This window comes from Clostridioides sp. ES-S-0006-03, from assembly GCF_020662275.1.
Classification (GTDB): Bacteria; Bacillota; Clostridia; order Peptostreptococcales; family Peptostreptococcaceae; genus Clostridioides.
Genome location: NZ_JADGMM010000002.1, coordinates 278,073 through 294,511, shown reverse-complemented (window position 1 = coordinate 294,511; position 16,439 = coordinate 278,073). Strand labels below are relative to the sequence as shown.

Here is a 16,439-nt window from a genome sequence, read left to right as displayed (position 1 = left end):
GCCTGAGTTTACACTCAGGCTTATTTTATTTTCACAATGTGATAAAAAGAGGGTATTTTATTTTTAACTAATCAATTATATTCAGGAGGGAATTTTTATGAAATTCAAAAAATTATTAAGCTTGTTATTATGTCTAGTATTTACTTTATCTGTAGTTGGATGTTCAAAATCTAAAGACGATAAAAAAATTGTTGTTGGTGCTACTTTAGTTCCAGGTGGAGAGTTGTTAGAGGAACTAAAACCACTGATTGAAGAAAAAGGTTATACTTTAGAAGTTAAGAACTTTGACGATTACATACTTCCAAATGAAGCTTTAAATAATGGCGAAATTGATGCAAATCTATTTCAACATGAACCTTATCTAAAAGAAGCTGTTAAAGCTAAAGGTTATAAAATAATGGCAGGAACTAAACTATATGTATGCCCAGCGATACTTTACTCTTACAAAATAAAATCTGTTGATGAATTTAAAAAGGGAGATACAATTGCAATAAGCAACAATCCATCTTCTTGTTCTAAAGACCTTAGATATCTTGAAAGTATAGGACTTTTAACTTTACCTAAAGAAAATAATTTAGTTAGTCCTAAAGATATAATTGAAAATCCAAAGGGCATACAATTCAAAGAATTAGATATTGCTCAAATACCATCTTCTCTTCCAGATGTAACTGCTGCATTTATAGACACTACTTACGCAGTACCTGCTGGTCTTGATGCTAAGAAAAATGGAATCTACACAGCACCGGTAAATGATGAATATGCTAATCTTTTAGCATTTAGAAGTGAAGATAAAGATAGTGAAAAAATTAAAGTTCTACAAGAAGTTCTTACATCAGATAAAGCAAGAAACTTAATTGAAGAAAAATACAAAGGAATTGTAATTCCTGTTTTTTAGTAGAATTAGTATAATTTTAATATTATTATTGTAATCTTGTTGAATATTGACTTGTTAAGTGCTACCATTTAAGTAAATCTATGTTTGTGGAGGAAGATTACTATGGCTATAGAATTGAAAAAAGGACAAAAAATAAATCTTACAAAAAAAGAAAATACCGATTTAGGTGAGATTTTAGTTAATCTAAATTGGAATCAAAAAGTACAAAAAAAGGGCTTTTTTGGAGCTCTAAGAAATAGTAATATAGATTTAGATTTAGGTTGCTTGTTTGAAATGAAAAATGGTGTAAAAGGTGCTGTTCAAGCGTTAGGCAATTCTTTTGGCAATTTAGAACATCCTCCTTTTGCTCAACTAGATGGAGATGACCGAACAGGAAGCAATACACAAGGCGAAAATATAAGAATCAATGGTAACAAGATAAAAGAAATAAAAAGAATATTGATTTATGCTTTTATTTATGAAGGTGTGGCTAATTGGTCAGAAGCTGACGGAGTTGTAACTATTAAACAAAAACAAGATTCTGATTTAGTGGTTAAGCTTGATGAGCATAAAAATGGCTATAATATGTGTTCAATAGCATTAATAGAAAATGTAAACGATGAAACATTTAGTGTTGAAAAGGTAGTTAAATACTTTAAAGGACATAGAGAAATGGATAATGAATTTAACTGGGGCTTAAAATGGGTTGCAGGGAAAAAATAACAATGTTTAAGAGACTATAGGTAAATCTACTTATAGTCTTTATTTATGTATTCGCCATCAACACTATCAATAAGTTCATCTTCTCTAAAACATAACTCTATATTATTTACACCTCACATAAAACCTTATAAGAATTTATAGTTTTCATGTAATTATTTAAATAAAGTTGTATATTATGTATTGATGTTATTCTCAATATTTGTATCACTGTACATTTTAGATAGTTAACAAAATTAATAAAGCACTTATATTATAAGCACTTTATTAGATTAGTATATATTAAAATATACTTTAACTATTATAAACTATAAACAGTTTCTTCATCTAATATTTTTTCAAAGTCTAATATTGGCATTGGTTTATAAAAGACAAACCCTTGAACCAAATCACACCCAATCTCTTTAAGAAACTCAACCTGTTCTTTATATTCAATACCTTCAGCAACAGTTATAATATTTAACTCTTTTATCATATGTATAATATTTTTTATTACTATCTTCTCTTTTTCTTTATTTAAACTTTCTTTAAAAAACATTGAGTCAAGCTTTAAAACATCAAATGGTAAATCCTTCAAAACACTTAGAGACGAGTATCCTTTTCCAAAATCATCCAAAGAACAAGTAAAGCCACTTTCATGTAGGTCATGTACAATTTCTAAAAGATGCTCTTGATTTTCAAAAGCAACACTTTCTGTAAATTCAATTTCTATAGTATTTTTAGGTATATTATATTTATTTTGTATACGCGAATAAGTTTCTACAAACTTAGCATTATAAAATTGAATCTTAGAAACATTAACTGAGATGGGAACAACTTGTTCATTTTCATCTAATCTCTTTCTAATCCATCTGCATACCTCTTCAAATACATATTGGTCTACTAAGCTAATAAAAAATTCCTTTTCTAATATTGGAATAAATATCGCTGGAGATATCACACATTTGTCTGGTGTCATCCAACGTACTAAAGCTTCTGCACAATCTATTTTTTGATTATGTAAATTAACTTTAGGTTGAAAATAAACAACAAATTCTCTTCTATTGAGTGCTTCATGTATTCTACTCTTAATGGTATTTTCTTCAATCATTTTTTTGCGAATATTTTCATTATAAAAAGCATACTTAGTACCAGGTTTATTCTTGACAGTCTTTTGTGCAAAATTTGCACGATTTATCAAATCATCTATATTTAATTTTTCATTCACATCTTCAATACAACAAATTCCACTGACAATAGTAATACTATATTTATTTTTAATTTCATCTGTAATGTTAATCAACTTATCATCTACAATTTGTTGTCTTCTTAGTAAAGCTTCCTTATCTACATAACATCTTAATGCAACAAATCTATCTGCAATCTCTCTTGCAAATATTTCATATTTTCCAATATCATCCATCATGAAATTAGAATAGCGTTTTAATATCATGTCCCCATAATCGTATCCAAATATATCATTGATATACTTAAAATTTTCAAAATCGATATAAAATATAGCAAATTTCTTGTCTTTATGTTTATAAATATACTGTTCTGCATCCAACTTAAACTTGTCTATGGTATTTGCTCCTGTAAGTTCATCTTTATATGCAATATTTTTTAAATCTACATTTAGTTTTTCAAGTCTAATTAATCTTCTATTGTACTGCATAATCAATATAGTCCATGCTACTATACCTACAACTGATATTATAATTATTAAAGTCATTAAATAATCGCTTTTTTCTTTCGAATAATGTTCTATCTCAAATACTGTGTCATTTGCAATCTTAAAAAATTCTTCACTTGTTTGTAGTAACTGACTACTATCTTCTTCCATCCTTACTTTTTTAATTTCAATATTTAAATCTTCCCATTTTCTTTCTAATAAAGATAAATACTCGTTATATTTTTTACAATCAGTGACTACTAGACCATATTTTCCATGTCCTGTATTTAATTCATGTAAAATTTCATCGATATATTCTACTAGTTCATCATTTGGTTGAAAATTCATTTCTAATTTAGTTAGACGTTGACTCGCTCCACGAACAATACCAACATAATTAATCAACTTTCCATAATCTCCAATGTTGTGAATTAATTGAACAGAAATGTAACTTATAGAAATTAATAAAACAAATAAAACTAAGATAGTTATCTTTAAAAATCTCTTCATAAAATACCTCTATCCCCTATGTTTTCACGTTTATCAGATATTCTACAATTATGCTAACTAGGTTTTTATATGTTATAAATAATTAATATGATTTCTTCAATAAATTTTCTAAACATTTTTAATAACCAACTTAGTAAAATATTGTATAATCATTTTCTCAAATAACGTGTATTAAACCTTAATAAAACTCTCTTATTACTTAAAATATAGAAGATTTTATTCTACATAGTTTATTTTTGACATTGCATATTTTTGTAAATCATCATTTTTTCAAATTTTCCAATAGGTCTAGGTTTAGTTTCTGTTAACAAACTTTAGAACCTATATAAATACTATAATCATAATAGCTATTGCAAGTTTAATGTTTGTTTATTTTTATTCAAAATCTGCAATCTAAAATCTATCGTGACCTTTTTCCTTTTTTTCATTGTTATTAATCTAGCTTGTTAATTCTCCTTTGTAGGTGGTATTGAAAATATCAATGTGTTTTTTATAATCATACTTAATAAAATAATCACTCATAAGCCCATACACTTGTAAATGTTTTTCAAGTTTTGTTGTGCAAAGTATTTTTTATGTAAACTAGTTGAGAAATAAGGGTCTGTTTAATCAATTTCTACATTCTTTCTTTAGTGCATATGCTGGAGGTTTTATATGGATAAAATCAATAATTAGTAACAAAATAGAAAAACGTTTTTTTAGAAGATTTTATTCTAATATTTAAACCACTCCTGAGAGATTATATAATAAATATATATCCATTGAATTATTAATATAATAACATAACCTTGTTCATGTATGTATTAGATTAATTGTATCAAAATAACTAATAAACCGCAAGTTCTAGCTAGTTTTCTTAAACCTTAAACATAGAATGATAAAATAAGATTCATCAAATAAGTTGTATAATAATAGGAAGTGTAAATACTTTGAAACACGAATATGGCTTGTATTATTTAATTTATGAATACTATGCATAGAGTATATTATTTGGACATTATAAAAAAGGGCAAACTCTACCATCTATTGAAACAATTTACAAGCAATTTAGAGTTGCACCACAAACAGCTCGTACTGCTCTATCAAAAATACAAGATGCTGGCTATATTTCAATTAGAGTTAAACTAACTTCTATTATCATCTCTGAACAAGATGAAGAAATTCAAAAAAGTATTCAATTAATTACTTTTCAGCAATAAAGGAAACTGTTATAGATTTATACAAGTCTACAAAACTCGTCCACAGAAGTATTTAAATCAAAAAAAATCAGCCACTTTAAGGTGGCTGATTACATAATCATTATATAAAACACATTTGCCATAAAAAATAGACTTACTTATTAACTGCTTTTGAAGCATCATCTATCATCTTATTTAAAGATGTAAGACCACCATCATTTACATACCATGTTGGTGCATCTAAGTATATTATATTATCATTTTTATAAGCATCCATAGACTTTATTACGTCATTGTTTAGAACAGATTTAGCTGTTAAACCAGCTTTCACATCACTACCAGTAGCTATACCTCTATCTATAACAAACATAATATCTGGATTTTGTTTAGCTACATATTCAAAAGTAATATTTTGACCATGACTTGATTCCTTTATATTTTTATCTTTATTCTTAAATCCAAAACTATTATATAATATGCTAAATCTAGACTCTTCACCAAATACACTTAAATTCCCCTCATTTACCATAAGAGTTAAAGCATTTAAGTCTTTTTCTGTTACTTTTTTATTTAAAACTTCTATTTTCTTTTCAATTTTAGCAAATTCTTGATTAGCCTTCTCTTCTACTCCAAATATTTTAGCTATTTTATTTATATTATTTTTGACAGATTCTAAATACTTCTTATCATCTTTGCTTGTACTTATTGTTGGTGCAATCTTAGATAATTGCTCATAAAAATCTTCTTGTCTTCCATTTATTATGATTAAATCTGGATTTGTTGATTTTATACTTTCTAAATCTGGTTCTTTTAATCCACCTAAATCTGCATATTTTTCATCTTTATACTTTTCTAAAGATACTGGTAAGCTTGATTTTGGAAGTCCTACTAAACTCTCACTTACACCTAGTGCATCCATTGTATCTAGTGCTGAATAATCAAATACTACTACTTTTTTAGGCTTCAACTTTACATCTGTTTCTCCTAAGCTATGAGTTATTTTTATAGTAGCATTTGAAGCATCTAATGTTTTCTTATCACTTTTTTTACTCCCACCTAATGCAAATACTGCTACTAATCCTACTATAGCCACGGTTGCTATTATTGCTGCTTTTTTATTCATCTTAATGTCTCCCTCATTTTTTATTAATACTTGTCTTAGTTTAAATTTTGATTAGAAAATTCATAGATTTTTATCTATAGTGTTTTAAAAATAAACACATATTCTATTTCCATTTATATGCTTAATGTCAAAGTTCATTTCGTAAATATCTCCTAAAACTTTTTCATTAACTATTTCATCTGTACGACCTACCTTTTCAATTTTTCCATTTTTAAGTGCAACTATATTATCTGAATAGCATGAAGCAAAATTTATATCATGCATGACCAACACTATAGTCTTACCTAACTCATCACAAAGACTTCTAAGTACCTTCATCATTTGTACTGAATGATTCATATCCAAATTGTTAAGTGGTTCATCAAGTAATATGTACTCCGTATTTTGGGCTATTACCATTGCTATATAAGCTCTTTGTCTTTGACCTCCACTTAATTCATCCAAATATTTGTCTTGTATATCAGTTAATTTCATATACTCTATTGCTTCATTAATATATTTTTCATCCTCTTGAGTTAAATTTCCTTCACTGTATGGAAATCTTCCAAAGCCAACTAATTCTCTTATTGTGAGTTTTAAAGTTATATTATTAGATTGTTTAAGTATAGCTATTTTTTTTGCAAGTTCTTTATTGTTGTAAGAACTCAAGCTTTTTCCTTCTATCAATACTTCTCCACTATCACCTCCTATAAGTCTTGTTACTATTGATAACACAGTGCTTTTACCAGCCCCATTTGGACCTATAAAAGATGTTATTTTTCCTTTTTCTATATTAAAAGAAACATTATCTACAACATTTTTATTTTTATATTTTTTAAATATATTTTTTATTTCTATCATCTATTTGCCCCCTTTAATAATAATTGGATAAAGTAAATTCCTCCTATAAAATTTATTACTACACTTAATGTTGTATCAAATTTGAATATATGTTGTATAAAAAATTGACCTATTATTAACGTAATCATTCCTAGCAATATAGAACCTAAAATTAAATAGGTATGTTTATATGTTTTAAAAACTTCTCTAGCTATGTTGGCTAGTAAAAGACCTAAAAATGTCATAGGTCCAATAAGTGCTGTTGATACTGAAACTAAAATTGCTATTAGGATTATCATTTTTTTTACTACTTTATCAAAATCTACACCTAAATTAATTGCTTGCTCTCTACCTAATGATAGTACATCTAAATATTTTATATCATCATATATAAAAGGTATTGTTGCAATAACTATTATAAATGCAATTAACAATACATTTGTATTTATATTATTTAGACTAGCCATTATGCTAGTTTGTAGTGCTAGAAATTCATTAGGGTCTATCATTACTTGAATAAATGTTGTTGCACTTTTAAATAGAGTTCCAAATACCATTCCTAATAGGATTAAAAAGAAAATATTATTTTCTTTTCTTTCAAACAATGCTCTATACAATAACATTGAAGCTACAATCATTATAGTAACATTAATGATAAAATTATAATTTTCATTTGTAATGAGATTACTGGTTGCTCCAAATATAAATACTATTATAGTTTGAATCATTACATATAAGGAATCTAACCCTAGCACACTTGGTGTTAATATCTGATTGTTAGTAATTGTTTGAAATACTACTGTAGTAAATGCTATACATCCTCCTCCAAGTATCATTGCAAGTATTTTTGGTATTCTTTGTGATAATGCATAATCTAGATTATTCATATCTATTCCATAGGTTAAAAAAAGTACCATTGATATCAAGAGTAATGCAGTCACTAAGTAAATTTTTTTATTAAGACTAAGCTTCATTTATATTCCTCCTTAGTATTAAGTAAAGGAATAGTATACTTCCTATAACACCAACTGTAAGCCCTATAGATATTTCATATGGATAAATGATAAGCCTTCCAAAAATATCACATATAAGTACAAATAGTGCCCCAAATAATCCCGTATGCCATATACTATCTCTTATATTGTCACCCATATACAGAGATACAATATTAGGAACTATTAGACCTATAAAAGGTATATTACCAGCAGTAACAACTACACATACTGTAACAAGAGCTACTATTATTAAACCTATATTAACGACTTTTTTATAACTTAGACCTAGGTTAGTTGCAAAATCCATCCCCATCCCAACAACAGTAAATCTATTTGCATAAATATATGCTACTATTATGAGAGGTATTGTTATGTATAATATTTCATAATTTCCTTTAAGTATCATAGAAAAGTCACCTTGCATCCAAGAACTTACATTTTGACTCAAATCATATTTATATGAAATAAAATCAGTCATAGAACCTATTATATTTCCAAACATTATACCTACTAATGGCACGAATATTATACTTTTAAACTGTAACTTCCTTATTATTTTCATGAACATAAATGTTCCTATAAGAGAAAATATAAATGCTATTATGGTCTTCGTGAAAATCGATGCACTTGGTATTAAAAGCATACAAATTACTATACCAAATTGAGCCGCATCTATTGTTGCTCCTGTAGTAGGCGATACAAATTTATTTTTACTTATCTGTTGCATTATAAGGCCTGCTATACTCATTCCTATACCTGCAATTAATATACTTATTAATCTTGGTATTCTACTCATGACAAATATCATAAGTTTATGCTGATTTTTTGCAAATATATGCATTATGTTTATATCTTCTGCTCCTATAAATAAGGAAAAATAAGATAAAATTATTATTCCTATAATTAAATATCTCTTTTTCATTCTCCCTCCTTAATTTTTTACTTAAAATGATAATTATTATCATTTCTTTTTACATTTTATCAATAATAATTATCATTGTCAATATGTATATATATTTGTTTTTTTATATAAAAAATGTTACTAGAATTAAAAATTCTAGTAACATTTAAATTTAATCTAACCCATATCTCATATATAAATCTATATATATGAATGCTTCTTATTAAATATAGTATTTTCTACACCTAATTTAATTACTATCTTACTTTAGTATCTCTTTAAACACTCTATAAAAGTTTCCACTAGATATTAGATTTATATCACTTTTTTTATATCCTCTTTTTTCAAGCTCTACTATTATATTCTTAGCTTCATATGTACTTTTAAGCCCATCTACACTTGGATTTTTGGAATTTTCTTCAGTAAAAGAACCTATAGTCTCTTCTCCTAGATAATCGCTAAAATCAAAACCAAAAGATACATGCTCTATACCTATAAGATTCACCATATAATCTATATGGTCAACTAAATGTATTAAATCTTGCTTCTTAGGATTAATATTGGTAAATGCTCTAAAGCTATTTATTCCCACTAATCCACCTGTTTTTGAAATTTCTTTTAATTGATTATCTGTAAGATTTCTTTTTACATCACATAGATTCTTAACATTAGAATGAGATGCTATAACTGGTTTACTTACAACTGACATCAAATCCCAAAATGATTTTTCATTTAGATGTGATACATCTATTAGCATACCTAATTGTTCTAACTTATCTACTGCTTTTTTTCCTATTGCAGTTAAGCCTCTGTTTTCATCTCCTAAACACCCTGTAGCAAGTTCATTCTGCTCATTCCAAGTTAATGATGCATGTCTAGCTCCAACTTCTTTATAATAATATTCGATTAAGTCTAAATTTTTTCCAACATGGCTTAAACCTTCAAGACCAATTAAAATATTTATTTTATTCTCATTTAGACCTTTATTTATATCAGAATATTTTTTTACTATGTTTACAATATCCTTCATATCTTCAATTTCTTCTTTTACACATTCTATTATCTGCTTAACTCTCTTTTCAGGCTTTTTATCATATGGTGGGTCTATCCATATTACAAAAATAGCCCCTTCAATATTTGCTTTTTTAAAATTTTCAAGATGGATTCTTCTAAATACATCTTTCTCTCCATTAATTCTTCTTATCGTTACATCTGACCAAGTATCTGAATGTCCATCAAAAATCATGACAACCTCCAATTAAATAAAATCTTTTTCAAACGTTTGTTTTTCACTCTTTACAAAACTTATATTAAAATATTTCCTACCAAAAGACCAAAATAATTACCAACTATATAACCAAATGTTCCAACTATAAGTATTGGCCCTACTAACTTAGACCACCCTTTTGATATTGCCATAGCTGCTGCTGTTGTAGGTCCACCAATATTTGCATTAGATGCAAGAATAGCTTCTTCCAAGCTAAACTTAAATATTTTGGCAACTGTAAATGTAACTAGCATGTTTATAAGTACCATTATTCCACAATATAAAAGTAATAATGGTGATTTTTGAATTATTAATGGGATTGAAGCAGGAACACCTACTACGACAAAGAAAATGTAGATTAAAAATGTACCCAGCTCTTGCGCTCCTTTTATATCACTAAAGAAATTAGGCATAAAGGTAGCAAACATCATAGTTAAAGTAGTTATTATTAGATATTGATTGCCAAATAAAGTATTTAACATTGCTAAAAATGGATTTGATGTTGGTATTATAGCTTTAAACCAACCTGACAATTCTACTGATACTGCAACTATTATAAAAGCACTACCAATGGCTATTGCTATATCTTTTAAAGATATTTCTTTTCTTCCCCAATAATTTGCTGCTATTGTTTCGCCTTCATTTACACCTATGCTTTCCATCTCATCTACATGTGGATGTTTAAAATGTTTTCTAAAAAATCCAATAGATGGGATAGCTATTAAAACAAAGAAATATAATGCCATTAAAAGATTATCTGCTACAACAGTTGCTGATACCAATTCTCCAGGTGCATCAAATGCTCCTGACATAGCTGCAAAGTTTACATTTCCACCTATATAAGAACCTGTCATCATAGCTGCAACAATATTTAAATCTGGTACTGCATTTTTTAATGCCAAGAATCCAATCATAGCTCCAAGTACAGTTCCTATAGAACCTACAAGAAATATTACAAGTAATCTTCCACTTTCTTTCCATATCTTTTTGATATTACATTGATATAACAACAAAGCTATGGCTAAAGGGACAACATAACCCCAGACTTGGTCATATACAACAGACTCTACTGGTATAATATTTAGATTTGATAATAACATTGCTCCTACAAGAGCTATTATTGCTCCTGATATTTTTGATGCCCAACTATACTTTTGCTCTAAATAAATACTAAATGCTGCCCATCCAGTTACAATTGCCCACAATACCCAAATATTATCAGGACTTACAAAACTCCTCATCTCAACCGCCTCCATTTCATTAAATTAAAATATCAGTATTAATATTCAATATATTGAATATTAATACTATTATAATTCATCTTTTCAGAAAATTCAATATAACGATGTAAATACATGCATTATATAACTTTTATTTTATTTTATTAATTTTGAAAACTATATATGTTATAATCATGTTTGAGGGGGTTTTTATCTAATGGACATAGATGTTGGAAGCAAAATTAGAGCTCTTAGAAAATCTAAAAATATAAGTATAGCTACCTTAGCAAAAGAGTCTGGTTTAAGTACAGGTTTAATAAGTCAAATTGAACGTAATATGGTTGTTCCATCAATTATAGCAATGTGGAAAATATCAAAAACGCTTGATGTAAACATAGGTTATTTTTTTGATGATATTGGGAAGGATAATTCTAATATAGTAGTAAAGAAAAACAATCGAAAGAAAATAGTAACTAACGATTCTACAAAATTTTACGAGCTTCTTGTTCCTAATTTAATTGGAAAAAAAATAGAATTTATACTTGTTACATTAAATGGACATACAAAAAAAAGTAATGAATTTGTGACACATGAAGGAGAGGAATGCGGATACATAATAAAAGGAAAAATGAAAATAACACTTGGTAATAAAGAGTATATATTAGAGGAGGGTGACAGTTTTTATTTTAACAGCACTATACCACATATATATGAAAACTGTGATGATGATGAATGTATTTCCGTCTGGGCAATGACTCCACCTTCATTTTAATATATGCAGCTCTTGTTTAAATATAAATTAATAAAAATCTGAAATAAATTAGTATGATAAATTTTATCCTAATTTATTTCAGACTTTTCTAGTTTATTGGTTATATATTGAGTAGACAACTTTCATCTAAAATTTCAGATAATATTTCCTCAGTTCCACTCATTCCATCAAATTTACTTGATATAAATGTGTTTTTTATTTCATTTTTATTTATATCACCATGCTTCAATACATAAGCTTTATTTGAAATATCGAGCATCCCATAATCCATAATAGAATCCCCAATTGCATAAAAACTTTCTATTCCTAATTCTTTGGTTAAATATTCTATGGCATTTTCTTTTGAGATTTCTTTTGGTATAAAATAAATTTTTCTACCACTCACATACAATCTCCAATTTTTTGATTCTAATATATTTATATACTCCCTAATTGAATCTAAATTAAATTTTTTAAAATCCACAACTATATAAAAAAATGTATCCTCTGCAACTTTAAAATTAGTTATTCCTTCTACATTCAAATAAATTTTAAATTTATCTACCATGCTTTCAATAGGCTCATAGTCAGATTTTAATTTGTCTATCTTTTCACTCCATGATTTCAATATTTCATTATCTTTAAGTATAACTCCTCCATTTGAAGTTATACTCCATGGAAAGTAAATACCATATTTATTAAATTCTATACGCTTAAACTGCTCTATTGTTCTAGTAGTAGTTGGTACAAACATACCATAGTACTGTATTTGTTTTATTAAATTTATAGTATTTAAAGATATATAAGAGATTTCTTTCTCTTTATAGATTTCTATATTGGTATATCTCTTATTAGTATTTAAAAATTTATCAGAGTAAATAATACTCCTGTCTAAGTCTGAAAAAACAATCATTCAGCATTCTCCTGTCAAATATATTTTCTAAACATCTTTCATATTCTTTATTATGCCACAACACTTGTAAGCTTTTAAATCTATTTTCTCAACTTCAACATTTTTTTCTTTTGCCAAAATAAATATATGCTCTAAAGATTTATCATTTAAGTCTTTAACAAGTATCTTATATGGAACTCTCCTAAGTAAAACTCTTGTTGTTTCTCCTACCCCTGGCTTGATAAAGTTGATATCTTTTATATCGTACTTTTCCTTTATATTTAAAACATCAAAATAACCATCTTTAGTTATAATATCACTTTTCCATTTTTCAACTTCATCAGATATATTTTCAAATTGGTTTTTGAAACATGCTTCTATAGTTTCTATATAATTTATAGACTCATCTTTATCCTTTAAATGGCTATAAAACTTAGCACCATGAAAATCATCCTTACCAATCAAATCTTCTCTTAGCACAGTTCTACTCACTAATCCAGAAACAGTTGAGTTTAAACATGCACTTGGTATTAAAAAGTCTTCTCTAATTCCATAAAGTCCAGAATATCCAGCAGGGTCAGCTAATACAGCAAGTGTTGAATCAAAATTCTTTTTAAATTTAATTTTAAGCTCATCACATGCTTTTTCTAGCTCCCTTGATATTGTTCCCTTGCCAGTCCATCCATCTAAAAATTGTATGTTTGAATTTGGATGACTACTTATTATATATTCAACTGCATTCATATCTATTCCTTTATCTCTTATTATAGATATTGTATAGTGAGGTAAATTTAAACTATACTTATTTTTTAGATATCTTTTTGCCAAAATACCAATTGGTGTTCCTGCTCTAGCAAGTGAAACTAGTACAACATCATTTCCATTTTTTTTAATTATCTTTTCACACATAACACCTATAGAAAATGCAAGTTTATTCTTATTTTCTTCTAGTTTATCATGATATAATTTCAGATAATCTTCGCTAACCTCATACTCTATTGGTATCATTTCCGAATAATGTCTGCCATTTTGTATTTTTAACTCTCTCTCTTTGTTTCCCTCTTCTTCAATTAAATTTGATATATCTTTTAATAAAAAGATAACATCATCTTTAGAATATGTGCTAAATTCTCTCATATGACTCAACTCCTATCTTAAAACTGTGATATATTTTATCGTGATAAAACATTTTAGCTACAACATACTATAGTCAATTTTTTTATACTTGTATTTTTAATTATATCAATAAATTCCAGATAAGAATTCTCACTTTTATCTAACTCAACAAATAAATAACACTCAGAAAAATTATGTCTGTCTATGTTGTAAATGTAATTTTGAACATCTAAATTATAAAAACTCTTTAATTTAAATTTACTTCTAATAGGATAATTATTTTTATCAATATTAATTATTGGACTTCTAGTTGTTGAATGATAGTATATATCACATTGATTTTCTTTTTCTTTTGCAAATAACATAGGTATATACATAAATTCTTCAGTGCCTAAAAATAGAACCTTTTCTGCTTTCTTTTTTAAAGATTCTTTACTTTCTATAACTATTTTTTTACTTTCTCTTTTTATAATTTCTTTTAATTTAATTTGTTCTCTTTTGTTAATTCCAAACCTACCTGTATATCTTATATATTTTTTATTTCCAATATAATCTTCTAAATCAACATTGATATGATTTACTATTAAATTTATTTTATCATCCTTCATAATACTCAATTGACTAATAGTGCAATTATCATTGTAATTTGCAACAATATCTTCATTTATATCAAAATTAAAGTCTCCTTTAAATAAATAAACAAATTCTATTTTACATCCAAGTTCTATTTCTAGACTACTAATTCTTCTTAAATTTTCATCACTTACCCAATTAAGTATAGAACATATAGTATATTTTTTTTTAGGATAGATACTTTGAATCTTTCTGATTATATTCATACATGTATTAGCTGTAGTAATTTCATCATCTACCAAAATTACTTCATCGCCAAATTTAAAGTTGTCTAGCATTTCAAAATATAAATTTTGGTCTGTTGCATGAGAATGTTCTTCTAAAAAGTCTAAATTTTCTAGCTCATCAAATTGCTCTCTAGTGGTATGAATAAATTCATAATTTCCAGATAAGTAATCAAAAAAGCTATGCCCAATGGCTGTCCCAGTTTCTGCAAAAGCTATTACAGTTCCATTTGATGCTACCTTATTTTTTTTATTATAAATCGTAGCCATTAGTTTTCCTAAATTATCCATTTCACTTGGCTTACAAGCTAAATGTTTTCCAAGTTTTTTTGATATAAATAAAAAACGTCTTTTGCTGTTATTTCTTATTCCTATATCTAAAAAATCATTTAAATCTAAGTTCAATGGATTATCAACAATGTCAATCTCACAATTAAAATTTAAGCAATTCTTCATAGTCTACTCCTTTATTTAATACACCATATATTTTAGATAAAATCAATGTTTTTTTAGCCCATAAAAAATGAGGATTAGTTTCATTCATTCTCTCACCTAATATGCCTTTACTCACACCATATTTACTATTTGTACTATCAAGTATCTCCAAAGCATCAGTAAAATCTTCATATGATACTGCAGACAAAGCTTGTACAATTTGAATTTGCATTGGATGAATTACTGTCTTTCCAACTAATCCATGAAATTTATCCAATAGTATTTCTTCTATATACTTATTTCTTATCTCTTCATTTGTCATATCAAAAAATTCCGATACACCTCCACTTATTGGTATATCTATCTCTGGTCTTTGAAGATATGTAATTATATCTAATATAAAAGAAGAACAAATTAAATTATTATATATAGAAAAATTTTTATTTCTTCTTATACCATACATACCTAATATGTCAGTTAGACCTATTCTAATACTGAGTATTCTTGATTTATATCTTAAAATAGTATTATATAAACTACTGAAGCTTAATTCTTTGTTTTCTTTATATATGAATTCTCTTGTTTCTATTATTGGAATAACATACATATTTTGAAGACCTATAGAATTCAAAACTTCTATACAGTTTTCAATTAACTCAGAATTTGCTTTAGGAATCAATATTCCTGTTATTGTATTATTGTTTTTAATTATAATCTCTTTAATTCTTAGCAATTGCTCTACATCTTTTATTCTCACAAAAATTAATGGTATACCATCTTTATTAGTTATATTTTCATTGCTAATATTTTTCAAAATCAATTTAAGATTTTCTATAGCCTCAGATTCTCCATTTGCCCCAACAGCATCTTCTAAACAAATAGCTAATGGTCTAACTCCCTTAACATCACCTATAATACTTTTATAAATCATGTTATATTGAGTCGCTGGAACGTATAAAAAAGCACCTAGTGCATATTTCAGTACATCTTTTTCAGTATTGGCATTAAAGTCTTCTGGCACTTTCAAAAAAATTTTCTCTAAATCCTCTTTGCAGATATAATCGAAATATTTCAATGTGTGGCCTCCTCATATACATAGAAAGGGCCAACTTTATCAAAATTAGCCCTTA

15 protein-coding genes are annotated in these 16,439 nt (G+C 26.9%); 4 read left to right on the top strand and 11 right to left on the bottom strand.

The window, feature by feature from the left end:
- Positions 1-97: 97 nt before the first annotated feature.
- Both IR151_RS03510 and IR151_RS03505 read left to right on the top strand, forming a co-directional pair.
- Positions 98-895 (top strand): MetQ/NlpA family ABC transporter substrate-binding protein, encoded by a 798-nt coding sequence (locus IR151_RS03510; RefSeq protein WP_227433118.1) that lies wholly within the window; start codon positions 98-100, stop codon positions 893-895.
- A 102-nt stretch (positions 896-997) separates the two neighbouring features.
- Positions 998-1,597 carry a TerD family protein gene (locus tag IR151_RS03505; RefSeq protein WP_227433117.1) on the top strand — a complete coding sequence of 200 codons (600 nt, stop codon included), beginning with the start codon at positions 998-1,000 and terminating at the stop codon, positions 1,595-1,597.
- A gap of 298 nt (positions 1,598-1,895) precedes the next feature.
- On the opposite strand, the gene IR151_RS03500 is transcribed toward IR151_RS03505, so the two are convergent.
- Complete coding sequence (locus tag IR151_RS03500) at positions 1,896-3,755, bottom strand: GGDEF domain-containing phosphodiesterase (protein WP_227433115.1); 1,860 nt, start codon at positions 3,753-3,755, stop codon at positions 1,896-1,898.
- Between the two features lie 983 nt (positions 3,756-4,738).
- Between IR151_RS03500 and IR151_RS20360 the strand changes: the two genes are divergently transcribed.
- On the top strand, positions 4,739-4,954 hold the full coding sequence (locus IR151_RS20360; protein ID WP_227433311.1) for a GntR family transcriptional regulator: 216 nt from the start codon (positions 4,739-4,741) through the stop codon (positions 4,952-4,954).
- 133 nt (positions 4,955-5,087) lie between these two features.
- On the opposite strand, the gene IR151_RS03490 is transcribed toward IR151_RS20360, so the two are convergent.
- From IR151_RS03490 to IR151_RS03465, 6 genes are all read right to left on the bottom strand, one after another.
- Positions 5,088-6,056, bottom strand: coding sequence for a siderophore ABC transporter substrate-binding protein (locus tag IR151_RS03490; protein ID WP_227433113.1), 969 nt, complete (start codon positions 6,054-6,056; stop codon positions 5,088-5,090).
- 84 nt (positions 6,057-6,140) lie between these two features.
- Positions 6,141-6,896 carry an ABC transporter ATP-binding protein gene (locus tag IR151_RS03485; protein ID WP_227433112.1) on the bottom strand — a complete coding sequence of 252 codons (756 nt, stop codon included), beginning with the start codon at positions 6,894-6,896 and terminating at the stop codon, positions 6,141-6,143.
- Positions 6,893-7,849, bottom strand: a complete 957-nt coding sequence (locus IR151_RS03480) for an iron chelate uptake ABC transporter family permease subunit (RefSeq protein WP_227433111.1) — start codon at positions 7,847-7,849, stop codon at positions 6,893-6,895. Before IR151_RS03480 ends, IR151_RS03485 begins: the two co-directional genes overlap by 4 nt.
- Positions 7,839-8,792: an ABC transporter permease gene (locus IR151_RS03475; RefSeq protein ID WP_227433109.1), complete on the bottom strand. Its 954-nt coding sequence runs from the start codon at positions 8,790-8,792 to the stop codon at positions 7,839-7,841. The genes IR151_RS03480 and IR151_RS03475 overlap by 11 nt, the downstream gene beginning before the upstream one ends.
- Before the next feature lie 241 nt (positions 8,793-9,033).
- The gene (locus tag IR151_RS03470) at positions 9,034-10,017 is read right to left on the bottom strand and encodes a dipeptidase (protein ID WP_227433108.1); all 984 of its coding nucleotides are present in this window, start codon (positions 10,015-10,017) and stop codon (positions 9,034-9,036) included.
- Between the two features lie 59 nt (positions 10,018-10,076).
- Complete coding sequence (locus IR151_RS03465) at positions 10,077-11,279, bottom strand: DUF819 domain-containing protein (protein WP_227433106.1); 1,203 nt, start codon at positions 11,277-11,279, stop codon at positions 10,077-10,079.
- Between the two features lie 196 nt (positions 11,280-11,475).
- Here IR151_RS03465 and IR151_RS03460 point away from each other — a divergent pair, with 196 nt between their 5' ends.
- The gene (locus IR151_RS03460) at positions 11,476-12,030 is read left to right on the top strand and encodes a cupin domain-containing protein (RefSeq protein ID WP_227433104.1); all 555 of its coding nucleotides are present in this window, start codon (positions 11,476-11,478) and stop codon (positions 12,028-12,030) included.
- Positions 12,031-12,130: 100 nt separating this feature from the next.
- Here IR151_RS03460 and IR151_RS03455 read toward each other — a convergent pair whose 3' ends face one another.
- The 4 genes from IR151_RS03455 to IR151_RS03440 are packed head-to-tail and all read right to left on the bottom strand — an operon-like array spanning position 12,131 to position 16,384.
- Positions 12,131-12,922 (bottom strand): HAD family hydrolase, encoded by a 792-nt coding sequence (locus IR151_RS03455; RefSeq protein ID WP_227433102.1) that lies wholly within the window; start codon positions 12,920-12,922, stop codon positions 12,131-12,133.
- Positions 12,923-12,949: 27 nt separating this feature from the next.
- A complete protein-coding gene (locus tag IR151_RS03450) occupies positions 12,950-14,038 on the bottom strand; it encodes a cysteine protease StiP family protein (protein ID WP_227433100.1) in 1,089 nt (362 codons plus the stop codon).
- A 53-nt stretch (positions 14,039-14,091) separates the two neighbouring features.
- Entirely contained in the window at positions 14,092-15,330 is a 1,239-nt protein-coding gene (locus IR151_RS03445; RefSeq protein ID WP_227433098.1) for a phosphoribosyltransferase family protein, read from the bottom strand.
- The gene (locus tag IR151_RS03440; RefSeq protein ID WP_227433097.1) at positions 15,308-16,384 is read right to left on the bottom strand and encodes an HpcH/HpaI aldolase/citrate lyase family protein; all 1,077 of its coding nucleotides are present in this window, start codon (positions 16,382-16,384) and stop codon (positions 15,308-15,310) included. Before IR151_RS03440 ends, IR151_RS03445 begins: the two co-directional genes overlap by 23 nt.
- Positions 16,385-16,439 lie beyond the last annotated feature (55 nt).